Source organism: Bartonella bennetti, assembly GCF_045945445.1.
In the GTDB taxonomy this organism is placed as follows: domain Bacteria; phylum Pseudomonadota; class Alphaproteobacteria; order Rhizobiales; family Rhizobiaceae; genus Bartonella.
On record NZ_CP174576.1, the window covers coordinates 450065 to 473472 of the forward strand.

The following is a 23408-nucleotide window of genomic DNA, read 5'->3' on the forward strand; positions in this document are numbered from 1 at the left end:
CCATTTTTAATATTGGAGCCATTTTTATTGTATGGGTTTATTATTTTATGTATTAGCTTTTTTGAATTTTTACTTTTACAAACTTTTCTGATGTTTGGTACTTGACGAATGTATATGTTCTCGCTATTAAAAGCTACTATGATCAGTACGAAAGCGCATTGAGAATTAAGGTGATTTATATCCATCTTAATAGAAGTTTGTAAGATCTAAAAACAAATGCTAATGCAAGAGGTTGTGGCCTCCTATGCTGGTAGTCGGGTAAGCTGTTTGTACAGTCATGCCCGATTTTGTATTATGAACATATATTTATTCTGAATATTATTGGAGTAAATATAGAGAAAGCCCAAATGGGAACGACGAACGCAGATTGTTAAAAAGGAAGGTTGCATGCCTACCGTAAATCAGTTGATTAGAAAGCCACGTGTAGTGCCGGTTAAACGCAATAAGGTTCCTGCCCTTCAGGCAAATCCGCAAAAGCGTGGTGTTTGTACTCGTGTATATACAACGACACCGAAGAAGCCAAATTCTGCTCTTCGGAAAGTTGCTAAAGTTCGTTTGACAAATGGATTTGAAGTAATTGGTTATATTCCCGGAGAGGGACATAATCTTCAAGAGCACTCTGTTGTGATGATTCGTGGTGGTCGTGTAAAGGATTTGCCAGGAGTTCGGTATCACATTGTTCGTGGTTTGCTTGACACTCAGGGTGTTAAAAATCGTAAACAGCGTCGTTCTAAATATGGCGCAAAGCGTCCGAAATAAATATTTGAGAGACAAAGCCAATGTCCCGTCGCCATAGAGCAGAGAAACGTGAAATTAATCCAGATCCCAAATTTGGTGATTTGGTTATTACAAAATTTATGAATGCCATTATGTTTGATGGTAAAAAATCAGTAGCTGAACGTATTGTTTATGGTGCTCTTGATTCTGTTGAGAATAAGGTTAAGACAGATCCTGTGGTTTTGTTTCATCAGGCGTTGGAAAATGTAGCTCCACATATTGAAGTTCGTTCACGTCGTGTTGGGGGTGCTACTTATCAAGTTCCAATTGATGTTCGTCCTGATCGTCGGCAGGCTTTAGCTATTCGTTGGTTGATTGCAGCAGCGCGTGGGCGTAATGAAACAACAATGATTGATCGCCTTTCTGGTGAGTTGGTTGATGCTGCTAATAATCGTGGTTCTGCGGTGAAAAAGCGAGAAGATGTTCATCGTATGGCTGAGGCTAATCGTGCGTTTTCTCATTATCGCTGGTAGGTATGTTTGAAAAAGATCTAAGGCAAAAAAAGAATGGCTCGCGAATATAAAATTGAGGATTATCGTAATTTTGGTATTATGGCGCATATTGATGCCGGTAAAACCACGATGACTGAGCGTATTTTATTTTATACCGGTAAGAATCACAAGATCGGTGAAACGCATGATGGTGCTTCTACAATGGATTGGATGGAGCAGGAGCAGGAGCGTGGTATTACGATTACATCTGCTGCGACAACTACTTTTTGGGAAGGTCGTGATGGTCGAAAGCGACGCTTTAATATCATTGATACGCCTGGTCACGTTGATTTTACAATTGAGGTTGAGCGCTCTTTGCGTGTTCTTGATGGTGCAATAGCATTGTTGGATGCGAATGCTGGTGTAGAGCCTCAAACAGAAACTGTTTGGAGGCAAGCTGAGAAATATCATGTGCCTCGTATGGTTTTTGTTAATAAAATGGATAAGGTTGGGGCCGATTTTTATCGTAGTGTAGAAATGGTTGCTTCGCGATTAGGTGCTAAGGCGCTTGTTGTGCAGTTACCGATTGGTGCCGAAAATGATTTTGAAGGTGTTGTTGATCTTATCGAGATGAAGGCATTGACATGGAATGGTTCTATTGGGGCTTCGGCTACAGTGGGTGAGATACCTGATGGATTAAGGGAGAAGGCAGAAGAATATCGCGAAAAATTGATTGAGATGGCTGTTGAGGTTGATGAGATGGCTACGGAGGCTTATTTGGAGGGGGTTATGCCGAGTAATGAGCAGCTTGTTGCTCTTATTCGTAAAGGGACAATTGAAGTTCAGTTTCATCCAGTTCTTTGTGGTACGGCTTTTAAAAATAAAGGTATTCAACCTCTTTTAGATGCTGTGATTTCTTATCTTCCTTCTCCGGTTGATGTTCCAGCTATTAGTGGTGTTGATGTTAAAACTGAAGCTGAAGTAACTCGTGAGTCTTCAGATGAAGCGCCGCTTTCTATGCTTGCTTTTAAAATTATGAATGATCCGTTTGTTGGATCGTTGACTTTTTGTCGTATTTATTCTGGTAAAATTCAAAAAGGTATTTCTCTTGAAAATACTGTGAAAAAAAAGAAAGAGCGTTTGGGGCGTATGCTTCAGATGCATTCTAATTCTCGTGAGGATATTGAAGAAGCTTTTGCGGGTGATATTGTTGCTCTTGCTGGTCTTAAGGAGACAACAACGGGTGATACTCTTTGTGATCCTTTGAAGCCTGTTATTTTGGAGCGGATGGAATTTCCGGAACCTGTTATTGAAATTGCTATTGAGCCGAAAACAAAGGCGGATCAAGAAAAAATGGGTCTTGCTCTTAATCGTTTGGCTGCGGAGGATCCTTCATTTCGTGTTAAAACGGATGAAGAATCTGGTCAGACGATTATTGCTGGAATGGGTGAGCTTCATCTTGATATCATTGTTGATCGTATGCGGCGTGAATTTAAAGTTGAAGCGAATGTCGGGCAGCCTCAAGTGGCTTATCGTGAATCGATAACAAAAGTTGCTGAAATTGATTATACCCATAAGAAGCAGTCTGGGGGTTCTGGGCAATTTGCTCGTGTGAAAATTATTTTTGAGCCTCATGATGGTGATGATTTCATTTTTGAGTCAAAAATTGTTGGTGGTGCTGTTCCTAAAGAATACATTCCAGGTGTCCAAAAAGGTATTGAAAGTGTTATGGGATCAGGTCCTCTCGCAGGGTTTCCTATGCTTGGTGTAAAAGCTACTTTGATTGATGGTGGCTATCATGATGTTGATTCTTCTGTTTTAGCTTTTGAGATTGCTGCTCGTGCAGCATTTCGGGAAGGTGCACAAAAAGCTGGTGCTCAGCTGCTTGAGCCGATTATGAAGGTGGAGGTTGTGACGCCGGAGGATTATGTTGGTGATGTGATTGGTGACTTAAATTCTCGTCGAGGTCAAATTTCAGGTACTGAGGCTCGTGGTGTTGCGACAGTTGTGAATGCGATGGTTCCTTTGGCGAATATGTTTGGGTATGTAAATACACTTCGGTCGATGAGTCAGGGACGAGCTCAATATACAATGCAATTTGATCATTATGAGCCTGTTCCTTTAGCTGTAGCACAGGAGATTCAAAAGAAATATGCATAATCAATATACGTAATTTATGATCGTATATTAATTTTAAACTTAGTTCATAATTTGAACAGAAAATGGAGAGCTCAAATGGCAAAGAGCAAATTTGAACGTACGAAGCCGCATGTTAATATAGGAACGATTGGTCATGTTGATCATGGGAAGACCTCATTGACGGCAGCGATTACGAAGTATTTTGGTGAATTTAAAGCATATGACCAAATTGATGCGGCGCCTGAAGAGCGGGCGCGTGGTATAACGATATCTACTGCGCATGTTGAGTATGAAACGGAGAGTCGTCACTATGCTCATGTTGATTGTCCTGGTCATGCAGATTATGTTAAGAACATGATTACAGGAGCGGCGCAAATGGATGGGGCCATATTAGTTGTTTCTGCAGCAGATGGACCTATGCCTCAAACGCGTGAGCATATTTTGTTGGCGCGTCAGGTTGGTGTTCCAGCGATTGTTGTTTTTCTCAATAAGGTTGATCAGGTTGATGATAGCGAGCTTTTAGAACTTGTGGAGCTTGAAGTTCGCGAGCTTTTATCGAAATATGATTTTCCTGGCGATGATATTCCCATAGTTAAAGGCTCGGCTTTAGCAGCGCTTGAGGATTCTAATAAGAGCATAGGTGAAGATTCTGTTCGTCTTTTGATGAGTGAAGTTGATAAGTATATACCAACGCCTGAGCGTCCAGTTGATCAGCCGTTTTTGATGCCTATAGAGGATGTTTTTTCTATTTCTGGTCGAGGAACGGTTGTTACGGGTCGTGTTGAACGTGGTGTTATTAAAGTTGGTGAGGAAATAGAGATTATTGGTATACGTCCTACATCTAAGACGACAGTTACCGGGGTTGAAATGTTCCGCAAGCTTTTAGATCAAGGTCAGGCTGGTGATAATATTGGAGCTTTGCTTCGTGGTGTTGATCGTGAGGGGATTGAGCGTGGTCAAGTACTTGCGAAGCCTGGTTCTGTTACGCCTCATACTAAGTTTAAAGCTGAGGCCTATATTTTAACGAAAGATGAAGGGGGTCGTCATACACCATTTTTCACGAATTATCGCCCGCAATTTTATTTTCGTACAACAGATGTTACCGGTATAGTTACACTCCCTGAAGGAACGGAAATGGTTATGCCAGGTGATAATGTTGCTATGGATGTTTCTTTGATTGTGCCAATTGCAATGGAAGAGAAGCTTCGTTTTGCTATCCGAGAGGGGGGGCGCACCGTTGGAGCTGGTATCGTATCTAAAATTATTGAATAGCTGAAATAATCATTAAGAAATGTCTTTGATTATTAAAGGCATTTCATATGTTAGGGAAAAAAGAGTATGAATGGCCAGAATATCCGTATTCGTTTAAAGGCATTTGATCATCGGATTCTTGATGCATCGACGCGTGAGATTGTATCAACCGCTAAGCGCACTGGTGCTAATGTCCGTGGTCCTATTCCGCTTCCAACGCGGATTGAGAAGTTTACGGTTAATCGTGGTCCACACATTGACAAGAAGAGTCGTGAGCAGTTTGAAATGCGTACACATAAACGTCTTCTTGATATTGTTGATCCGACACCACAGACGGTAGATGCTCTCATGAAGCTTGATCTTTCTGCTGGTGTAGATGTTGAAATCAAGCTCTGAGGTTTGAAGACAGAAGGAACATCCCCAATGCGTTCAGGTGTAATAGCACAGAAGTTAGGCATGACCCGTATTTATAATGATGCTGGTGAGCATGTTCCAGTAACCGTGCTTCGTTTAGATAAATGTCAGGTTGTTGCTCAACGTACAGTTGAAAAGAATGGTTATACTGCTGTTCAATTAGGTGTGGGGCTTGCTAAAATCAAAAATACGTCCCAAGCTCTTCGTGGGCATTTTGCTAAAGCTGTAGTTGAGCCAAAAGCTAAAATAGCAGAATTCCGTGTTAGTCCTGATAATTTACTTGATGTTGGTACTGAAATTACAGTGGAACATTTTGTGCCAGGTCAAAGGGTTGATGTAACAGGTATAAGTATTGGTAAAGGGTTTGCTGGTGTTATGAAGCGGCATAATTTTGGTGGGCATCGTGCTTCACATGGCAATTCGATTACACATCGTGCTCATGGCTCAACAGGTCAATGTCAAGATCCTGGAAAAGTGTTTAAAGGCAAAAAAATGGCTGGTCACATGGGGCGAGTGCGTGTAACAACTCAAAATATCGAAGTCGTTTCTACGGATGTTGATCGTGGTTTAATTTTAGTGCGTGGTTCTGTTTCTGGTTCTAAAGGGTCTTGGATTTTAGTGCGAGATGCTATAAAGAAGCCTCTTCCTGATAATGCGCCAAAACCTGCTGGTGTTCGTCAGCTTGTTAAAAAAGAAATGGGAGTAATTCCCTTAATGGCAGAAGTTTCTGAAACTGAGGGAATTGAATAATGGATCTTGTGGTAAAAACTCTTGATGGTAAAGAAGCCGGTAAATTGAAAGTTTCTGAAAATATTTTTGGCCTTACTCCTCGTGAGGATATTTTACAACGTGTTATTCGTTGGCAGCTAGCACGTCGTCAAAAAGGAACACATCAGTCACAGGGACGGTCTGATGTATCGCGAACAGGAGCGAAAATGTTTAAACAAAAAGGAACTGGGCGCGCTCGTCATTCTTCTGCTCGGGCGCCACAATTCCGAGGCGGTGGTAAAGCGCATGGTCCGGTGATGCGGAGTCATGCGCATAGTCTTCCTAAAAAAGTTCGTGCTCTTGGGTTACGTTTAGCTTTATCAGCCAAATTAAAAACAGATAGTTTGATTGTCGTTGATAAGCTTAGTATTCGGGATGCAAAAACAAAAGCGCTGAATGAGAATTTTTCTAAACTTGGTTTCAATAATGCTTTGTTAATTGGTGGAAAAGAAGTTGATATGAATTTTTTTCGTGCAGCATCTAATATTCCTAATATTGATGTTTTGCCAGTTCAGGGGATTAATGTTTACGATATTTTGCGTCGCGGCAAGCTTGTTTTGTCAAAAGAAGCTGTTGAGACACTTGAGGAGCGTTTCAAATGACGGACCTTCGCCATTATGATATAATTTTAAGTCCAGTTATTACTGAGAAGTCGACTATGCTTTCTGAGTATAATCAAGTTGTTTTTAATGTTGCTCAGAAAGCAACAAAACCTGAAATTAAAACTGCTATTGAGGCACTTTTTAATGTAAAGGTTAAGGCAGTAAATACAATAGTCTGTAAGGGTAAAATGAAGCGTTTCAAAGGTATTGTTGGTCGGCAGAGTGATATCAAAAAAGCAATTGTAACACTCGTTAAAGATCAATCAATTGATTTTTCAGCAGGTTTATAAAAGGTTCGGAGATAAGAATAATGGCACTTAAGCACTTTAATTCGACTACGCCCGGACAGCGTCAGCTCGTTATCGTAGATCGTTCTGATCTTTATAAAGGTAAGCCCATAAAAAAACTAACAGAAGGTTTGTCGTCAAAAGGTGGACGCAATAATCGTGGTAGAATTACTGCCCGTTTTCAAGGCGGTGGTCATAAGCGTAGTTATAGGCTTGTTGATTTTAAGCGTATCAAGCGTGATATGTTTGCAAAAGTTGAGCGTTTGGAATACGATCCAAATCGTACGGCTTTTATAGCGCTGATTCGTTATGAAGATGGGCAATTAAGTTATATTCTTGCGCCACAGCGTCTTGATGTTGGTGATTCTGTTATTGCTGGTTCAAATGTTGATGTTAAGTTAGGCAATGCAATGCCTCTTAGTAATATGCCTATTGGTACTATTGTACATAACGTTGAAATGAAGCCTGGAAAGGGCGGTCAAATTGCGCGTTCAGCAGGGGCTTATGTGCAATTGGTTGGGAGAGATGAAGGAATGGCTATTCTTCGTCTTAATTCTGGTGAGCAACGTTTGATTTCAGGTAATTGTTTTGCAACGGTTGGTGCTGTTTCAAATCCTGATCATGGGAATATTAGTGATGGTAAGGCTGGTCGATCACGCTGGCGAGGTAAGCGTCCGCATGTTCGTGGTGTTGCTATGAATCCAGTTGATCACCCGCATGGTGGAGGTGAGGGTCGTACATCAGGTGGTCGTCACCCAGTATCTCCTTGGGGTAAGCCTACGAAAGGTAGGCGTACACGCTCCAATAGAGCTACTGACAAGTTTATTATGCGTTCGCGTCATCAGCGTAAGAAATAGGAAAGGTAGTCTAAAGTGGTTCGTTCAGTTTGGAAAGGTCCGTTTGTTGACGGCTATCTTCTTAAGAAAGCAGAAAAAGTTCGCGCTAGTGGGCGTAATGAGGTTATTAAAATGTGGAGTCGTCGTTCTACTATTTTGCCACAATTTGTTGGTTTGACTTTTGGTGTTTACAACGGCAATAAACATATCCCTGTTTCTGTTTCTGAAGAGATGGTTGGGCACAAATTTGGTGAATTCGCTCCCACCCGAACCTATTATGGGCATGGTGCAGATAAAAAAGCGAAGAGGAAGTAGGAATGGGCAAAGCTAAGGCTCCACGCCAACTTAAAGATACTGAGGCGAAAGCTGTCGCCCGAACAATTCGTGTAAGTCCGCAGAAGCTTAATTTGGTTGCTGCAATGATTCGTGGCAAAAAAGTTGATATGGCGTTAGCTGATTTGACGTTTTCACGTAAGCGTATTGCTAGTACTGTTAGGAGTACTCTTGAATCAGCAATTGCTAATGCAGAGAATAATCATGATCTTGATATTGATTCCTTGATCGTTGCAGAAGCATATGTTGGTAAATCTATTGTAATGAAGCGTTTTCATGTTCGAGGGCGTGGTCGGGCTAGTCGAGTAAAACGCCCATTTTCTCATCTCACTATTATTGTGCGTGAAGCTATAGAAAAAGGGGGAGTTGTATAATGGGACAGAAGATCAATCCAATAGGACTTCGTCTTGGAATTAATCGGACCTGGGATTCACGGTGGTATGCTGATAGTGGTGAATATGGGCGTCTTCTTCATGAAGATGTAAAAATTCGCTTATATATAATTGAAGAATTAAAGCAAGCGGCCATTTCTAAGGTTGTTATTGAGCGTCCTCATAAAAAGTGTCGTATAACTGTTCATTCGGCGCGTCCTGGTCTGATAATTGGTAAAAGAGGTGCTGATATTGAAAAGCTGCGTCGCAAACTTTCAGAGATGACTGATGCTGAAACTTCGCTGAATATTGTTGAAATTCGTAAACCAGAGATTGATGCTACAATTATTGCTCAGTCCATTGCTCAGCAGCTCGAACGTCGTGTTGCTTTTCGGCGTGCAATGAAGCGTGCCGTTCAATCCGCTATGCGTCTTGGGGCTGAGGGGATTCGTATTAATTGCTCTGGTCGTCTTGGAGGAGCTGAAATTGCTCGTATGGAATGGTACCGTGAAGGTCGTGTTCCACTTCATACATTGCGGGCTGATGTTGATTATGGTACAGCAGAAGCTAAAACTGCTTATGGTATTTGTGGTGTTAAAGTTTGGGTTTTTAAGGGTGAAATTCTTGAACATGATCCAATGGCTTCGGAGCGTCGTGCTACGGAGGGTGATCATTCGAATTCTTTATTGAATCGTCGCCGCGAAAATGTTTAATTTTTGTGGTTGAGTTAGAAATTTTGGAGTAGAGAGCAATGTTGCAGCCAAAGCGCACAAAGTTCCGTAAACAATTTAAGGGTCGTATTCACGGTTCTTCGAAGGGTGGAACAGGCTTGAATTTCGGTGCTTACGGTTTGAAAGCTATTGAGCCAGAGCGTATTACTGCTCGTCAAATTGAGGCGGCGCGTCGTGCAATTACACGTTATATGAAGCGTTCTGGTCGTGTATGGATTCGTATTTTTCCGGATGTTCCTGTTACATCTAAACCAACGGAGGTTCGTATGGGTAAAGGTAAGGGAAGTGTTGATTATTGGGCAGCACGCGTTGCACCTGGACGTGTTATGTTTGAACTTGATGGGGTTCCTGAGGATGTAGCGCGTGAAGCACTTAGGTTAGGTGCAGCAAAACTTCCTGTTAAAACTCGTTTCGTACAGCGTATTGCTGAATAAAGAGGTTAAGCGATGAAAGCTGCAGAATTACGAGCGCAAACGCTCAATCAAATGAAAGATGAATTGGCCAGCTTGAAAAAAGAGCAGTTTAATCTGCGTTTTCAGAAAGCGACAGGTCAGTTGGAGAAGACTGCACGTGTTAAACAAGTTCGTCGCGACATTGCACGTATTAAAACATTTCTTCGTCAGAAAATGAACGAAAATAAAGATTAAGGAAGTTAAAAGATGCCTAAACGCATTTTGCAAGGTGTTGTTGTTAGTGATAAGAGTGATAAAACTGTTATTGTCAAGGTGGAGCGTCGTTATTCTCATCCGTTGCTCCAAAAGACGGTTCGGCAATCTAAAAAGTATAAAGCGCATGATGAAAATAATCAGTTCAAAATTGGAGATCGGATTTTTATTCAAGAATCTAAACCAATCTCGAAAGATAAGCGTTGGATTGTTGTTAAAGATAGTGTAGCGTAGTTAATTAGGTGAATTGTTTTTAAATGTAATCTTGGTTTATATCCATAGATGGATTTTGAAACAAAAGCTTCATTATTATTTAGCGAGCGAGTTCGGGTGTATCAAAGACACATCCGGAGGTGGATGTTTAAGAAAAGGTGACCATTCATGATTCAGATGCAAACAAATCTCGATGTTGCAGATAATTCTGGTGCGCGTCGTGTCATGTGCATCAAAGTGTTAGGCGGTTCAAAGCGGAAGTATGCTTTGGTTGGCGACATCATTGTTGTTTCGGTTAAGGACGCTATTCCTCGTGGACGTGTAAAAAAAGGAGATGTGATGAAAGCTGTAGTGGTTCGTACTGCCAAAGATATTCGTCGCGTGGATGGTAGCGTAATTCGTTTTGATAGAAATGCGGCTGTTTTAGTTGATAATAAGAAAGAACCGATTGGTACGCGTATTTTTGGACCGGTTCCCCGAGAACTTCGTGGTAAAAACCATATGAAGATCATTTCTCTTGCTCCTGAAGTGTTGTAAGGAGTGAATGTTATGCAAAAGATTCGAAAAGGTGATAAAGTAATTGTCTTGTCCGGTAAGGATAAAGGGTGTAAAGGTGAAGTCATCAAGGTGAATCCGAAGGAAAATAATGCTCTTGTTTTTGGGCTTAATCTCGTTAAACGTCATCAGCGTCAAACGCAGAAACAAGAAGCTGGGATTATTTCTAAGGAAGCTCCTATTCATTTATCTAATTTGGCGCTTTCTGATCCTAGAGATGGTAAGCCTACTCGTGTAGGTTTCCGTTTGAATGCGAATGGTGATAAGGTTCGTTTTGCCAAGCGTTCAGGAGAAACAATTAATGGCTGAGAAAAAACAAAAGCCGCGTATGAAGACGCATTATTTTGAAGTAGTTCGTAAAATACTTCAAGAAAAGTTTAATTATAAAAATGAAATGCAAATCCCCCGTGTTGATAAGATTGTGATTAATATGGGGATTGGTGAGGCGACAGCTGATTCAAAAAAACCATCTATTGCAGCTGGAGATTTGGCATTGATAACAGGTCAAAAAGCTGTTGTTACCTACGCACGCAATTCTATTGCAACCTTTAAAGTACGTGAAGGGATGCCGCTTGGAGCTAAAGTAACACTACGTAAAGATCGTATGTTTGAGTTTTTAGATCGTCTTGTTACAATTGCGCTTCCACGGATTCGTGATTTTCGTGGTTTGAATCCAAAGAGTTTTGATAGTCGTGGCAATTTTGCTATGGGTATTAAAGAGCATATTGTATTTCCAGAAATTAACTACGATAAAGTTGATCAGATTTGGGGTATGGATATTATTGTTTGTACGACAGCGAAAACGGATGATGAAGCGCGTGAGTTATTGCGTGCTTTTAATTTTCCATTTCGTTCGTAACGGCAAATATAGTGAGGTGAAATTATGGCCAAAGTGAGTGCCGTTGAAAAAAATAAACGTCGTGAAAGGATGGTAAAGCGTTATGCTGCACGTCGTGCGCGTTTAAAAGCAATAGTGATGAATCAGGAAATTTTGCTTGAAGAGCGCTTTAAAGCTTCTATTCAGCTGGCGGGATTGCCTCGTAATTCTGCGAAAGTTCGTATTCGTAACCGTTGTGAAGTTTCGGGTCGTCCGCGTGCTTATTATCGTAAGTTGAAGATGTCACGGATTGCATTACGTAATCTTGGATCTTTAGGATATATTCCCGGAATTGTTAAGTCTAGCTGGTAAGAGGAGTTTATTAGATGTCTATGTCAGATCCTCTTGGTGATATGTTGACTCGTATCCGGAATGCGCTTGGTCGTAAAAAAGGAAAGGTCATCACTCCTGCGTCTAAACTTCGTGCAGGGGTTCTTGATGTTCTAAAATTAGAAGGCTATATTCGCGGGTATAATCAAGTTGATTCCGGTAATGGAAAATCTTCAATTGAAATTGAGTTAAAATATTTTGAAGGTTCAACTGTTATTCGTGAAATTTCGCGTATTTCAAAGCCAGGTCGTCGTGTTTATGTTTCTGCTAAAGCTATTCCTCCAGTGGCAAATGGTCTTGGTATTTCAATTTTATCGACTCCCAATGGGGTGATGGCCGATCATGAGGCGCGTAAACAAAATGTTGGTGGAGAACTTCTCTGTCGTGTTTTCTAATTAATTTTAGGGAAATAGAAGAAAAACAGGTTAGAACAATGTCTCGTATTGGAAAAAAACCCATTTCGGTTCCTTCTGGAATTACTGCTATCGTTGATGGTCAGTTGGTTAAGGCGAAAGGTCCGAAAGGTGAGTTGAGTTATGTCGTTAATGATGAAGTTTTAGTTAAGCTTGAGGGGAATGTTGTATTAGTAGAGCCACGTGATCAATCAAAGGGTGCTCGCTCTAAATGGGGTATGTCGCGTTCGATGATTGAAAATATTTTTTGTGGTGTAAAAGATGGTTTTGAAAAAAAACTTGAAATTAATGGTGTTGGTTATCGTGCTGCTTTGCAGGGGAAAGATATTCAGTTATCATTAGGTTTTTCTCATGATGTTATTTATAAAGTACCATCTGATGTTACCGTAACAGTTCCTAAGCCGACAGAAATTATTGTTTTCGGAATTGATAAACAGAAAGTTGGACAAGTAGCAGCAGAAATTCGCGAATATCGTGCACCTGAGCCTTATAAGGGTAAAGGTGTTAAGTATGCAGATGAGCATATTGTTCGTAAAGAAGGTAAAAAGAAATAAGGATTTCATGACATGGTTTCTTCTAAGGGAATTATCCAACGTAGAGCCCAACGTGTTCGTCGTCAAATTAAAGCGGTTGCTAATGGTCGTCTGCGGCTTAGTGTTTATCGCTCAAATCAGAATATTTATGCTCAAATTATTGATGATAAAAGTGGACGTACTCTTGTTTCTGCATGTACTCTTGAAAAGAATTTGAAAAACTCTTTAAAAAGTGGTGCTGATAAAGAAGCTGCTTTTGTCGTTGGTAAGTTAATTGCTGAGCGTGCGAAAAAAGTTGGTGTTGAGGAAGTTGTTTTTGATCGTGGACCATATGTTTATCATGGTAGAATAAAGGCTTTGGCTGAAGCTGCCCGTGAGGGTGGTTTAAACTTTTAAAGTATATTGCTTAGAAAGTTTAGTAAGGAGATCTTTAGGATATTTCGTGTGAGTTCCTTTGGTTTCGTGCTAAGACTTTGTTAGCGTGCTTCCGGAAAAGAAAAAGGAATGAGGAATGGCACAAAAAGAGCGTAGTGATCGGGATGAGCGTAATAGTGAGTTTATTGATAGGCTTGTTCATATTAATCGTGTTTCTAAAGTTGTGAAGGGTGGTCGGCGTTTTGGTTTTGCTGCTCTTGTTGTTGTTGGAGATCAAAAAGGGCGTGTTGGTTTTGGTCATGGTAAAGCGCGTGAAGTGCCTGAGGCGGTTCGTAAGGCTACAGAGTCTGCAAAACGTGAAATGATTTATGTACCGCTTCGGTCTGGGCGTACATTACATCATGATGTTGAAGGTCGTCATGGGGCTGGTTATGTTTTGTTGCGTGCGGCTTCTGCTGGTACTGGTATTATTGCTGGTGGGCCAATGCGTGCCATTTTTGAGACACTTGGTATGCAAGATATTGTTGCAAAATCATTAGGTTCGTCAAATCCCTATAATATGGTGCGCGCAACTTTTGATGCATTAAAGCACCAGGTACATCCTAAAAATATCGCGGCACAGCGAGGCATTAAGTATTCAGTGTTGCAGGCGCGCCGTCAAAATTTGATTGGTTCAGAAGAATAGTATCTAGGCTTGTTGAAAAGGGAATTAAAAATGATTCAAAAAAAATCTCAGATTAGCAAGACTATAACAGTAGAGCAAATTAGAAGTTCGATTCGGAAGCCGCAGGTGCAGTGTGCAACGTTAAAGGGGCTTGGATTAAATAAAATGCATCGCCGTCGTATTTTAGAAGATACGCCTTGTGTGCGAGGTATGATTGCTAAAATTCAGCATCTTGTTCGAGTTATAGATGAAAATTAAAAGTTGCAGGAGTATATAAAATGAAGCTCAATGAATTACGTGATCGTGGGGGCGCAAGAAAGAGCCGTAAACGTATTGGGCGTGGTATTGGTTCTGGTACTGGTAAAACTGGTGGTTGTGGTGTTAAAGGTCAGAAGTCACGTTCTGGTGTCTCTCTTAATGGTTTTGAAGGAGGGCAAATGCCTATTTATCGCCGTTTACCGAAGCGCGGATTTAAGAATTTGTTTTCTAAAGCTTACAATGAGGTTTCGTTAGGTCGTATTCAATTAGCAGTTGATGTAGGTAAATTGGATATTAAGAAATCAGTTGATGTTGTTACATTAAAAGAAGCTGGTATCATTCGTCGGGTAAAAGATGGCGTGCGTCTTCTTTCCGATGGAGAGTTAAAAGCTAAGATTACATTTAATGTTTCTGGCGCTTCTGAAATGGCTCGTAAAAAAATTGAAGAGGTTGGTGGTCAGGTTAATTTTTGCAAGGCTACTCAATGATTATTATTATGGCATAAATAATGCTGCGGAGTGTGCACCTCTCTTTTATTGATTATTCATAAAGAATATTGAGTCTTAAAAAAATATGCTTATTTAAGTTAAAAATTTAGCCTATAAACTGGAGAAAATTTATGGCATCAGCTGCAGAGCAATTGGTTTCCAATATGAATTTTGGCGCTTTTTCGCGTGCAACTGAATTAAAAAAACGTATTTGGTTTACTTTGGCTGCGCTTCTTGTATATCGTTTTGGTACTTATATTTCTTTGCCTGGCATTAATATTGATGTTTTACGACAAACATTTGAACATCACGCATCTGGTGTATTAGGGCTGTTTAATATGTTTGCTGGGGGTGCTGTGGGACGTATGGCAATTTTTGCGTTAGGTATAATGCCTTATATATCAGCGTCAATTATTGTACAGTTGTTAACATCGATTGTTCCTTCATTAGAAGCGCTCAAAAAAGAGGGAGAATTAGGTCGTAAGATTATCAATCAATATACTCGTTATATGACAGTTATATTGGCAATTTTACAAGCTTTTGGTATTGCAGTTGCGCTTGAAACTGGTATAGGAACGGGTCTTCAAATAGTTATAGAACCAGGTATAATATTTCGTGTTTCGGCGGTTATTTCATTAGTTGGTGGAACAATATTCTTAATGTGGCTTGGTGAACAGATTACGTCACGTGGCATTGGTAATGGAGTTTCCCTAATTATTTTTACAGGTATTGTAGCAAATTTCCCTTCTACTTTTGCTCAGCTTTTAACTGCTCATAGTCAGGCTGATTTATCAACTTTTTTATTAATCGGAATTGTTGTTATTGCTGTTTTGATTATTGGTGTTATTGTTTTTGTAGAGCGTGCACAAAGGAGGATTATTATTCAGTATCCGAAGCGTCAAGTTGGAAACCAGATGTTTCAAGGTGATATGTCTCATTTTCCTTTGAAGTTAAATACTGCTGGTGTTATCCCTCCAATTTTTGCTTCATCTTTATTATTGTTACCTGCAACCATTAATAATTTTTCTGATAAAATGCCACAATGGGTCCAAACTATTTCTTTTTTTCTTGGTCATGGACAACCACTTTATATGATTGTTTACGCTGCTTTGATGGCGTTTTTTTGCTTTTTCTATACAGCTATTGTATTTAGTTCGAGTGATACAGCAGAACAATTAAAAAGGCATTCTGGTTTTATTCCAGGGATTCGCCCTGGTGAGCGTACAGCTGAGTATATTGATTATGTTTTAACGCGTATTACTGTTGTTGGAGCTGTTTATATTATTCTGATTTGTTTACTTCCTGAGTTTATTATATCAACATTGCATATTCCTTTTTATCTTGGTGGTACGTCTTTACTCATTGTTGTTACTGTTACACTTGATACAGTTGCTCAAATTCAGGGGAGCCTTGTTGCACATCAATATAAAGGGTTGATTAAAAAATCAAAACTTCGTGGAGGCAGAAGAAAACGATGAGAGTGATTCTTTTAGGTCCTCCTGGAGCTGGCAAAGGTACGCAAGCTAAAATACTTACAGATGAATATAATATTCCTCAGTTGTCCACGGGTGATATGCTGCGTGCAGTTATTATGAAAGAAACAGAAGTTGGTAAAATAGCTAAAGCGATAATGGAATCTGGTTCTTTGGTACCTGATAATATTGTTAATCAAATTGTATCAGAGCGTATTAGTGAAAGTGATTGCGCAGGTGGTTTTATATTGGATGGATATCCGCGGACCGTGGCACAAGCAGAGGCATTGCAGCGAATTTTAAAATCAAAAAATGAACAACTTGATGCGGTTATTGAGCTTATTGTTGATGAAGACGCGTTGATTGAGCGTATAAAAAAGCGTGTACAGGAAACAGTTGTTTCTGGTGAGCAGGCTCGTTCAGATGATAATCCTGGTGCTTTTGCAAAACGATTAGTGGAATATCGCGAAAAAACAGCTCCTGTATCAAAGTTTTATTCGGATATTGGATTGCTCAAAACAGTTGATGGAATGGTTGATGTTTCTGATGTATCACGCGCAATTAAAGAGCTTTTTAAATGAAGGACTCTATCAAAAATAAATTGAAAAGAGTTGACTTTTATAATGAAATCTATCAGAAATCAATTTGATTCATTTCAGTAGGAATAACGGGATTCGGAACATGTTTAAACCGAAGCCATTTTTTTCTATAAAATGCTTCAAGTATTTTATGGTAAACTGTTAACATACTCAAGGAGAATAGGCGTGGCCCGTATTGCTGGCGTCAATATCCCGACAAATAAGCGTGTAGTTATTGCACTTCAATATATCTATGGGATTGGACAAAAATTTGCTCAGGAAATTATCGAGAGAGTTGGTATTCCTCTAGAGCGTCGTGTACATGAGCTTTCGGATGCGGAAGTTTTACAGATTCGTGAGACAATAGACCAAAGTTATCAAGTTGAAGGGGATCTCCGTCGCGAAGTTGCGATGAGTGTGAAGCGTTTGATGGATCTTGGCTGTTATCGTGGTTTACGTCATCGTCGCTCTTTACCTGTTCGTGGGCAGCGTACGCATACAAATGCACGTACACGTAAAGGTCCTGCTAAAGCAATTGCTGGTAAGAAGAAGTAAAAATCTTTAATTGCTTTAGTTGATTGTGAAGGTTTTGTTTTGGATATTTTGTTTTTGTTGAACTTTAAAACAAAAATGAATAAGGTGGAGCTGCTGGTGTTACGGCAGTAGAGAGATCATTGAAAGGAAAACTATGGCCAAAGAAGCCACGCGTGTTCGCCGTCGCGAGCGTAAAAATGTTTCATCAGGTGTTGTACATATCAATTCAACATTTAATAATACGATGATTACTATTACTGATTCTCAGGGACATACAATTGCATGGTCATCTGCTGGAGCTCAAGGATTTAAGGGATCACGTAAATCTACGCCTTTTGCTGCACAGGTTGCAGCAGAGGATTGTGCTAAAAAAGCCCAAGAACATGGTATGCGTTCATTGGAAGTTGAAGTTTGTGGTCCTGGAGCAGGTCGTGAATCCGCTTTACGTGCATTGCAATCTGTTGGCTTTTTAATTACTTCCATTCGTGATGTGACACCAATCCCTCATAATGGATGTCGTCCGCGTAAAAGACGACGTGTTTAATTTGGGTATTGTTTTTCATTGTCGGAGATTTCTCCGATGTTCACACTGGCCGTTGCGATTGAATGGTAACGGAACTAAAGAACAGGAATAAAAATATGATCCAGAAAAACTGGCAGGAATTAATTAAACCCAATAAAGTGGAGTTTCATGCGCATAATGATCCAAATATTGTAAGTGTAGTTGCGGAGCCTCTTGAACGTGGTTTTGGTCTGACATTAGGAAATGCATTGCGTCGTGTGTTGCTGTCATCACTTCGTGGCGCTGCAGTTACTGCTGTACAAATTGATAGTATTTTACATGAATTCTCGTCAATTCCAGGTGTTCGTGAAGATGTTACAGATATTATTTTAAATATCAAAGAGATTGCTATACGTATGGAAGAGGAGGGACCTAAGCGGGTTATTCTCTGTAAAGAAGGGCCTGGTGTAGTTAAAGCTGGGGATATACAAACAATTGGAGATATGGCAATCCTTAATCCGGAGCATGTTATTTGCACATTGGATGAAGACGCAGAAGTTCGCATGGAACTTATTGTCAATACAGGGAAGGGTTATGTTCCAGCGGAACGAAATTGTATTGATGATGCACCAATAGGTCTTATTCCTGTTGATAGCCTTTATTCACCAGTTCGTAAAGTATCTTATAAAGTAGAGAATACACGTGAAGGACAAATTCTGGATTATGATAAATTGACATTAACAATTGAAACTAATGGTGCTGTTAACGGTGAAGATGCAATTGCTTTTGCAGCGCGTATTCTTCAGGATCAGTTATTGGTATTTGTTAATTTTGAAGAACCACAAAAAGAATTGATTGAAGAGCCGGATTCTGAGCTTTCTTTTAATCCGGCCTTGCTCAAAAAGGTAGACGAATTAGAACTTTCAGTGCGTTCAGCAAATTGTCTTAAAAATGATAATATTGTTTATATTGGTGATCTTATCCAAAAAACGGAAGCTGAAATGCTTCGGACACCAAATTTTGGACGGAAATCATTGAATGAAATTAAGGAAGTTCTCGCATGTATGGGGCTCCATCTTGGAATGGAAATTCCTGCGTGGCCTCCTGAAAACATTGATGATCTTGCTAAACGTTATGAAGATCAGTATTAAATTAAAATTGAAGGAGAAGGCTTATGCGCCACAGTAAATCAGGTCGCAAGCTGAACCGAACGGCTAGTCATCGTAAAGCAATGTTTGCAAATATGGCGGCTTCGCTTATTGAGCACGAGCAGATTGTGACGACGCTTCCAAAGGCTAAAGAAATTCGTCCTATTGTTGAAAAATTAGTTACGCTTGGTAAGCGTGGAGATTTGCATGCACGTCGGCAAGCAATTTCAGCTCTTCGCGATGCGAAACATGTTGCAAAATTGTTTGATACGTTAGCTGCACGTTATGTATCACGTAAAGGTGGTTATTTGCGTATTATGAAGGCAGGTTTTCGTACTGGTGATAATGCTCCTATGGCTGTTATTGAGTTTGTTGATCGCGATGTTGATGCAAAGGGCGCTGTCGATCATGCACGTATGGAGGCAACAGCTGTTAAAGAGGAAGCTACTTCATAAAAGGAGCAATTTTTTATTAGTTTTTTAAAAACCGTCTTTTAAAGGCGGTTTTTTTTTATTAAATTTTAAGAGCGGTTTTTAAATAAAATTGTAGGGCTAATTTTTTCCAGTATATAAAAAGGAGAGGAGCGATCTCTATTCGTTGAGTTGTTTAATTTATATATTGTTTGTTGTTTAGATAAGTTTTTTGTGCCTAACTCATCAGTTATTTAGTGATGATTATCAATTTTTAAGGTAAGTAGGAGGGCTTCTTATCTTATGAAGTAAGCCTTTAGTTTATGAAGGAGCTAATAATGAAATATTCTATTTTAATGGGGATTTTTTTTGTGATTATGGCACAAATAACGTTCCGTTATGCGAATGCTCAAATTCCACAAAAACAATCAGATATTACTTTTTCATTTGCTCCTTTAGTTAAAAAAACTGTTCCATCTGTTGTGAATATTTATGCTGCACGGAAAGTTAGAGTGCGTTCGCCTTTTGAGGGAGATCCATTTTTTGAACAATTTTTTGGTCGTTATCAAGGTAAGCGGTCCTTGCGTACTCAGGCATCATTAGGATCTGGGGTGATTGTTGATACACGTGGTTTGATCGTTACTAGTTACCATGTCATTAAGGATGCTAGCGAAATTAAAGTTGCTTTTTCTGACGGTCGGGAATTTGAAAGTACAGTTATATTAAAGGATGAAACGACTGATATTGCAGTACTTGAAATTAATTCGAAAGGTTCTCAATTTCCTGTTCTCCCTTTGGGGGATTCTGATACAGTGGAAGTTGGAGATCTTGTTCTAGCAATTGGTAATCCTTTTGGCGTTGGTCAGACAGTTACAAGCGGTATTGTTTCAGCACAAGCGCGTACGCGTATAGGTGTTTCTGATTTTGATTTTTTCATTCAAACAGATGCTGCTATTAATCCAGGTAATTCTGGTGGGGCTTTAATTGATATGAAAGGCCAATTAATAGGGATTAATACGGCTATTTATTCACGTTCAGGTGGTTCTGTCGGGATTGGTTTTGCTATTCCAGCTAATCTTATTAAAGTCGTTCTTGATACAGTTAAGCGTGGTGGAAAGTTTTTTGTGCCGCCTTATATTGGGGCATCTTTTCAAGGTATTACACCTGATATTGCAGATGGTTTAGGCTTAGAACATTCATATGGTGCTCTCATTATTGAGATTACCAAAGGTAGTCCCGCTGAGAAAGCTGGTTTAAAAGTAGGTGATGTTATTTTGAGTGTGCAAGGGGTGCAAATTGAGAGTCCAGATAGTCTTGGATATCGTTTGATGACAACTAGGATTGGGCAGAGCCTTGTTTTAGAATATTTACGGGATGGAAAAATTTTTAAAACAGAAATAACTGTATTATCAACACCAGAGTCTGCGTTTGTAAAATCTGAAAAAATTGTAGGAGAAAACCCTCTTTCTGGTGCTGAAGTATTAGATTTAACGCAGTACAATAGTCGACGATTTCATCTTCCTGTCACTGCGAAAGGTGTAATAATTACCAATGTTGACCAACTAGGTAACGCTGCGGGTATTTTTCGTCCTGGAGATATTTTGCATACTGTTAATGGCCATAAAATTCAAACTGTGAGTCAATTGAAAAAAGTGCTTACGCAAAAACACTCACATATTTGGGAACTAGAATATGAGCGCAATGGTGTACATATTCGTCAATTGATTCGCTGAGGATTTTATTTGAATAAAGATTTTTTTACTTTATCTTTTGATGCTTGTGTTAATCAAAATCGCCCCCTTGCAGAAAGGATGCGTCCCCGCTCTCTTCATGAAGTGGTAGGACAAAACCATTTAATTGGAGCGGAAGGTTTTCTTTCACGTATGGTTGCATCTGGTTCATTTAGTTCCATGATTTTTTGGGGACCGCCAGGTACAGGTAAAACGACGATAGCACGTTTATTGGCACTTGAAACAAATTTTGCTTTTGAACAAGTTTCTGCTATTTTTACTGGAATATCCGAACTAAAGAAAATTTTTGAAGTAGCTCGAGCTCGTTTGATGTCTGGATGTCAGACATTATTATTTATCGATGAAATTCATCGCTTTAATCGTGCTCAACAGGATAGTTTTTTACCTTTTATGGAAGATGGAACTATAATTCTTGTAGGAGCAACAACTGAAAATCCTTCATTTGAACTTAATGCTGCTCTTCTTTCACGTGCACGTATTTTAACTTTTCACACACATGATAATGAAAGTTTGGACATACTTTTGAAGCGTGCTGAAAAAATGGAGGGAAGATTACTGCCTTTAGATGATCAAGCTAGAGAAATTTTGATAAGGATGTCTGACGGTGATGCAAGAGCAGCTTTAACATTAGCAGAAGAGATTTGGCGTGTTGCACAGTCAGAAGAAGTGTTTAATGCCAAAACTCTGCAAGCTGTTATTCAGCGTCGAGCTCCGATTTACGATAAAGGACGAGATAGTCATTATAATCTTATTTCAGCATTGCATAAATCAGTTCGTGGTTCTGATCCTGATGCTGCACTTTATTATCTTGCACGTATGTTTGATGCAGGTGAAGATCCTTTATATATTGGGCGTAGGTTGGTTCGTATAGCTATTGAAGATATTGGTTTAGCAGATCCACAAGCTCTTGTAATTTGTAATGCAGCAAAAGATGCTTATAGTTATCTAGGATCGCCTGAAGGGGAATTAGCTCTTGTGCAAGCATGTCTTTATATTGCAACTGCACCAAAATCAAATGCAACTTATCTTGCTTATAAAGCGGCAATGCATAGTGCTCGCAAAAACGGTTCTTTATCTCCTCCTAAGCACATTCTTAATGCTCCCACAAAATTTATGAAAGAAGAGGGATATGGGCATGGTTATCGTTATGACCATGATGAACAAGATGCTTTTTCAGGGCAGGAATATTTTCCTGAAGAACTTGGGCGTCAGATTTATTACCAACCACAACAACGTGGTTTTGAGCGCGAAATTACGAAGCGTCTTGAGTGGTGGAAGAAGTTACGACAAAAACGAGTTAATTAAAAATAAGATTTCAGAGAGAATAGGAGTATACTTTTGATAGTTTTTTGTATTTAGTCATATTGTTAAAAGAAAACGTAGTTTCTTTTAAGTGGAGAGAATCTGGTACTGTTGAAACAACGAAGAATAAAAAGAAATAGTCTGTGAACATCCAAATTAGAGGCTTTAATTAGGTGAAGAGTACAGTATATAGTACAAGTACATATTGTATATTAAATTTGTTATAACTCACTAAGGATATAATTGTGGATAAAACAAAAGCTCTAGAATCTGCTCTTTCACAGATTGAACGTTCGTTTGGTAAAGGCTCAATTATGCGTCTTGGGCAGAAAGAGCAGGTTGTTGAAATTGAGACAGTTTCAACTGGTTCGTTATCTTTGGATATTGCTTTGGGGATAGGCGGACTACCCAAAGGGCGCATTATTGAGATTTATGGACCAGAAAGTTCTGGGAAAACAACACTGGCTCTTCATTCTATTGCTGAGGCGCAGAAAAATGGTGGGATTTGTGCTTTTATTGATGCAGAACACGCTCTTGATCCTATTTATGCACGTAAACTCGGTGTTGATTTAGAAAATCTCTTTATTTCTCAGCCAGATACTGGTGAACAGGCATTGGAAATTACAGAAACACTTGTTCGCTCTGGTGCAGTTGATGTGCTTGTTGTTGATTCAGTGGCAGCTTTGACACCACGTGCAGAAATTGATGGTGAAATGGGAGATGCTTTACCTGGATTACAAGCTAGGTTAATGAGTCAGGCATTACGAAAATTAACAGCATCGATTTTTCGCTCTAACTGTATGGTTATTTTTATCAATCAAATTCGTATGAAAATTGGTGTAATGTTTGGTTCTCCTGAAACAACAACAGGTGGAAATGCTTTAAAGTTTTATGCTTCCGTTCGTTTGGATATTCGTCGCATTGGGGCTATTAAAGATCGTGACACAATTATTGGAAGTCAGACTCGTGTTAAAGTTGTAAAAAATAAGTTAGCACCTCCATTCAAGCAAGTTGAATTTGATATTATTTATGGTGAGGGCATTTCTAAATTGGGGGAATTGGTAGATTTAGGTGTTAAAGTTGGTCTTGTAGAAAAATCTGGTTCATGGTTCTCTTATAATTCTCAACGTTTAGGGCAGGGGCGTGAAAATGCAAAGCAGTTTTTACGTGAACATGCAGAAATAGCTGCTGAGATTGAAACAGCTTTACGACAAAATGCTGGTTTAATCGCAATTGAATTGCTAGAAAATTCTGGATTAGAAAGTACAGAGGGTGATGAATCAATCTGATACAATATTAGTTTGAATAGGGTTTCTTTATTTAAAGTTTATTCTGTTTTTATTTGTTAGAATTTTGAAGTAGAAGATCGTTTACTTTTATTTTTCTGTGAGAATATTTCT

The 23408-nt window shown here is 39.5% G+C and carries 34 protein-coding genes; all 34 read left to right on the plus strand.

Annotation, left to right across the window (positions count from 1 at the left end):
- Positions 1 to 387 precede the first annotated feature (387 nt).
- The 34 genes from rpsL to recA all read left to right on the plus strand — a co-directional run bounded on the left by rpsL (position 388) and on the right by recA (position 23297).
- Positions 388 to 759 carry a 30S ribosomal protein S12 gene (gene rpsL, locus ACJTDF_RS02005; RefSeq protein ID WP_035006089.1) on the plus strand — a complete coding sequence of 124 codons (372 nt, stop codon included), beginning with the start codon at positions 388 to 390 and terminating at the stop codon, positions 757 to 759.
- A gap of 20 nt (positions 760 to 779) precedes the next feature.
- Entirely contained in the window at positions 780 to 1250 is a 471-nt protein-coding gene (gene rpsG / locus ACJTDF_RS02010; RefSeq protein ID WP_407965921.1) for a 30S ribosomal protein S7, read from the plus strand.
- Positions 1251 to 1283: 33 nt separating this feature from the next.
- The gene (gene fusA, locus ACJTDF_RS02015; protein ID WP_407965922.1) at positions 1284 to 3368 is read left to right on the plus strand and encodes an elongation factor G; all 2085 of its coding nucleotides are present in this window, start codon (positions 1284 to 1286) and stop codon (positions 3366 to 3368) included.
- Between the two features lie 75 nt (positions 3369 to 3443).
- Positions 3444 to 4619, plus strand: a complete 1176-nt coding sequence (gene tuf, locus ACJTDF_RS02020; RefSeq protein ID WP_249676279.1) for an elongation factor Tu — start codon at positions 3444 to 3446, stop codon at positions 4617 to 4619.
- A gap of 66 nt (positions 4620 to 4685) precedes the next feature.
- Positions 4686 to 4994, plus strand: a complete 309-nt coding sequence (gene rpsJ / locus ACJTDF_RS02025; RefSeq protein WP_007477064.1) for a 30S ribosomal protein S10 — start codon at positions 4686 to 4688, stop codon at positions 4992 to 4994.
- 27 nt (positions 4995 to 5021) lie between these two features.
- A complete protein-coding gene (rplC, locus tag ACJTDF_RS02030; RefSeq protein WP_407965923.1) occupies positions 5022 to 5762 on the plus strand; it encodes a 50S ribosomal protein L3 in 741 nt (246 codons plus the stop codon).
- Positions 5762 to 6382 (plus strand): 50S ribosomal protein L4, encoded by a 621-nt coding sequence (rplD, locus tag ACJTDF_RS02035; protein WP_407965924.1) that lies wholly within the window; start codon positions 5762 to 5764, stop codon positions 6380 to 6382. Before rplC ends, rplD begins: the two co-directional genes overlap by 1 nt.
- Complete coding sequence (locus ACJTDF_RS02040) at positions 6379 to 6672, plus strand: 50S ribosomal protein L23 (RefSeq protein ID WP_407965925.1); 294 nt, start codon at positions 6379 to 6381, stop codon at positions 6670 to 6672. The genes rplD and ACJTDF_RS02040 overlap by 4 nt, the downstream gene beginning before the upstream one ends.
- 20 nt (positions 6673 to 6692) lie before the next feature.
- Positions 6693 to 7526: a 50S ribosomal protein L2 gene (rplB, locus tag ACJTDF_RS02045; RefSeq protein ID WP_407965926.1), complete on the plus strand. Its 834-nt coding sequence runs from the start codon at positions 6693 to 6695 to the stop codon at positions 7524 to 7526.
- A 15-nt stretch (positions 7527 to 7541) separates the two neighbouring features.
- On the plus strand, positions 7542 to 7820 hold the full coding sequence (gene rpsS, locus ACJTDF_RS02050) for a 30S ribosomal protein S19 (RefSeq protein ID WP_035006078.1): 279 nt from the start codon (positions 7542 to 7544) through the stop codon (positions 7818 to 7820).
- 2 nt (positions 7821 to 7822) lie between these two features.
- Positions 7823 to 8212: a 50S ribosomal protein L22 gene (gene rplV, locus ACJTDF_RS02055; protein WP_407965927.1), complete on the plus strand. Its 390-nt coding sequence runs from the start codon at positions 7823 to 7825 to the stop codon at positions 8210 to 8212.
- A complete protein-coding gene (rpsC, locus tag ACJTDF_RS02060; RefSeq protein ID WP_407965928.1) occupies positions 8212 to 8922 on the plus strand; it encodes a 30S ribosomal protein S3 in 711 nt (236 codons plus the stop codon). Before rplV ends, rpsC begins: the two co-directional genes overlap by 1 nt.
- Before the next feature lie 38 nt (positions 8923 to 8960).
- Positions 8961 to 9374 carry a 50S ribosomal protein L16 gene (rplP, locus tag ACJTDF_RS02065; RefSeq protein ID WP_407965929.1) on the plus strand — a complete coding sequence of 138 codons (414 nt, stop codon included), beginning with the start codon at positions 8961 to 8963 and terminating at the stop codon, positions 9372 to 9374.
- A gap of 12 nt (positions 9375 to 9386) precedes the next feature.
- Positions 9387 to 9587 carry a 50S ribosomal protein L29 gene (rpmC, locus tag ACJTDF_RS02070; protein ID WP_407965930.1) on the plus strand — a complete coding sequence of 67 codons (201 nt, stop codon included), beginning with the start codon at positions 9387 to 9389 and terminating at the stop codon, positions 9585 to 9587.
- Positions 9588 to 9599: 12 nt separating this feature from the next.
- Positions 9600 to 9839, plus strand: coding sequence for a 30S ribosomal protein S17 (gene rpsQ / locus ACJTDF_RS02075; protein WP_078680083.1), 240 nt, complete (start codon positions 9600 to 9602; stop codon positions 9837 to 9839).
- A gap of 147 nt (positions 9840 to 9986) precedes the next feature.
- Positions 9987 to 10355 carry a 50S ribosomal protein L14 gene (gene rplN, locus ACJTDF_RS02080; RefSeq protein WP_013545242.1) on the plus strand — a complete coding sequence of 123 codons (369 nt, stop codon included), beginning with the start codon at positions 9987 to 9989 and terminating at the stop codon, positions 10353 to 10355.
- Positions 10356 to 10367: 12 nt separating this feature from the next.
- Entirely contained in the window at positions 10368 to 10682 is a 315-nt protein-coding gene (rplX, locus tag ACJTDF_RS02085; protein ID WP_407965931.1) for a 50S ribosomal protein L24, read from the plus strand.
- Positions 10675 to 11232 (plus strand): 50S ribosomal protein L5, encoded by a 558-nt coding sequence (gene rplE, locus ACJTDF_RS02090; protein WP_407965932.1) that lies wholly within the window; start codon positions 10675 to 10677, stop codon positions 11230 to 11232. Before rplX ends, rplE begins: the two co-directional genes overlap by 8 nt.
- Positions 11233 to 11256: 24 nt before the next feature.
- Entirely contained in the window at positions 11257 to 11562 is a 306-nt protein-coding gene (gene rpsN, locus ACJTDF_RS02095; protein ID WP_078680086.1) for a 30S ribosomal protein S14, read from the plus strand.
- A 14-nt stretch (positions 11563 to 11576) separates the two neighbouring features.
- Positions 11577 to 11975 carry a 30S ribosomal protein S8 gene (gene rpsH / locus ACJTDF_RS02100; protein WP_407965933.1) on the plus strand — a complete coding sequence of 133 codons (399 nt, stop codon included), beginning with the start codon at positions 11577 to 11579 and terminating at the stop codon, positions 11973 to 11975.
- A gap of 38 nt (positions 11976 to 12013) precedes the next feature.
- Positions 12014 to 12547: a 50S ribosomal protein L6 gene (gene rplF, locus ACJTDF_RS02105; RefSeq protein WP_407965934.1), complete on the plus strand. Its 534-nt coding sequence runs from the start codon at positions 12014 to 12016 to the stop codon at positions 12545 to 12547.
- Positions 12548 to 12559: 12 nt separating this feature from the next.
- A complete protein-coding gene (gene rplR / locus ACJTDF_RS02110) occupies positions 12560 to 12922 on the plus strand; it encodes a 50S ribosomal protein L18 (protein WP_407965935.1) in 363 nt (120 codons plus the stop codon).
- 115 nt (positions 12923 to 13037) lie between these two features.
- Positions 13038 to 13586 carry a 30S ribosomal protein S5 gene (gene rpsE / locus ACJTDF_RS02115; protein ID WP_078680090.1) on the plus strand — a complete coding sequence of 183 codons (549 nt, stop codon included), beginning with the start codon at positions 13038 to 13040 and terminating at the stop codon, positions 13584 to 13586.
- Between the two features lie 30 nt (positions 13587 to 13616).
- Positions 13617 to 13823, plus strand: a complete 207-nt coding sequence (rpmD, locus tag ACJTDF_RS02120; protein WP_407965936.1) for a 50S ribosomal protein L30 — start codon at positions 13617 to 13619, stop codon at positions 13821 to 13823.
- A 20-nt stretch (positions 13824 to 13843) separates the two neighbouring features.
- On the plus strand, positions 13844 to 14311 hold the full coding sequence (gene rplO, locus ACJTDF_RS02125; RefSeq protein WP_407965937.1) for a 50S ribosomal protein L15: 468 nt from the start codon (positions 13844 to 13846) through the stop codon (positions 14309 to 14311).
- A 131-nt stretch (positions 14312 to 14442) separates the two neighbouring features.
- Positions 14443 to 15789 (plus strand): preprotein translocase subunit SecY, encoded by a 1347-nt coding sequence (secY, locus tag ACJTDF_RS02130; protein WP_407965938.1) that lies wholly within the window; start codon positions 14443 to 14445, stop codon positions 15787 to 15789.
- Positions 15786 to 16364, plus strand: coding sequence for an adenylate kinase (locus ACJTDF_RS02135; protein WP_407965939.1), 579 nt, complete (start codon positions 15786 to 15788; stop codon positions 16362 to 16364). The genes secY and ACJTDF_RS02135 overlap by 4 nt, the downstream gene beginning before the upstream one ends.
- A gap of 183 nt (positions 16365 to 16547) precedes the next feature.
- Positions 16548 to 16916: a 30S ribosomal protein S13 gene (rpsM, locus tag ACJTDF_RS02140; RefSeq protein ID WP_078680093.1), complete on the plus strand. Its 369-nt coding sequence runs from the start codon at positions 16548 to 16550 to the stop codon at positions 16914 to 16916.
- A gap of 133 nt (positions 16917 to 17049) precedes the next feature.
- Positions 17050 to 17439 (plus strand): 30S ribosomal protein S11, encoded by a 390-nt coding sequence (gene rpsK, locus ACJTDF_RS02145; protein WP_407965940.1) that lies wholly within the window; start codon positions 17050 to 17052, stop codon positions 17437 to 17439.
- Between the two features lie 95 nt (positions 17440 to 17534).
- Entirely contained in the window at positions 17535 to 18548 is a 1014-nt protein-coding gene (locus tag ACJTDF_RS02150; protein ID WP_407965941.1) for a DNA-directed RNA polymerase subunit alpha, read from the plus strand.
- A 23-nt stretch (positions 18549 to 18571) separates the two neighbouring features.
- Positions 18572 to 19000, plus strand: coding sequence for a 50S ribosomal protein L17 (rplQ, locus tag ACJTDF_RS02155; protein WP_407965942.1), 429 nt, complete (start codon positions 18572 to 18574; stop codon positions 18998 to 19000).
- A 293-nt stretch (positions 19001 to 19293) separates the two neighbouring features.
- Complete coding sequence (locus ACJTDF_RS02160) at positions 19294 to 20688, plus strand: DegQ family serine endoprotease (RefSeq protein WP_407965943.1); 1395 nt, start codon at positions 19294 to 19296, stop codon at positions 20686 to 20688.
- 9 nt (positions 20689 to 20697) lie between these two features.
- Positions 20698 to 22011, plus strand: coding sequence for a replication-associated recombination protein A (locus ACJTDF_RS02165; RefSeq protein ID WP_407965944.1), 1314 nt, complete (start codon positions 20698 to 20700; stop codon positions 22009 to 22011).
- 242 nt (positions 22012 to 22253) lie between these two features.
- Positions 22254 to 23297 carry a recombinase RecA gene (gene recA / locus ACJTDF_RS02170; RefSeq protein ID WP_407965945.1) on the plus strand — a complete coding sequence of 348 codons (1044 nt, stop codon included), beginning with the start codon at positions 22254 to 22256 and terminating at the stop codon, positions 23295 to 23297.
- The last annotated feature ends 111 nt before the right edge of the window (positions 23298 to 23408 follow it).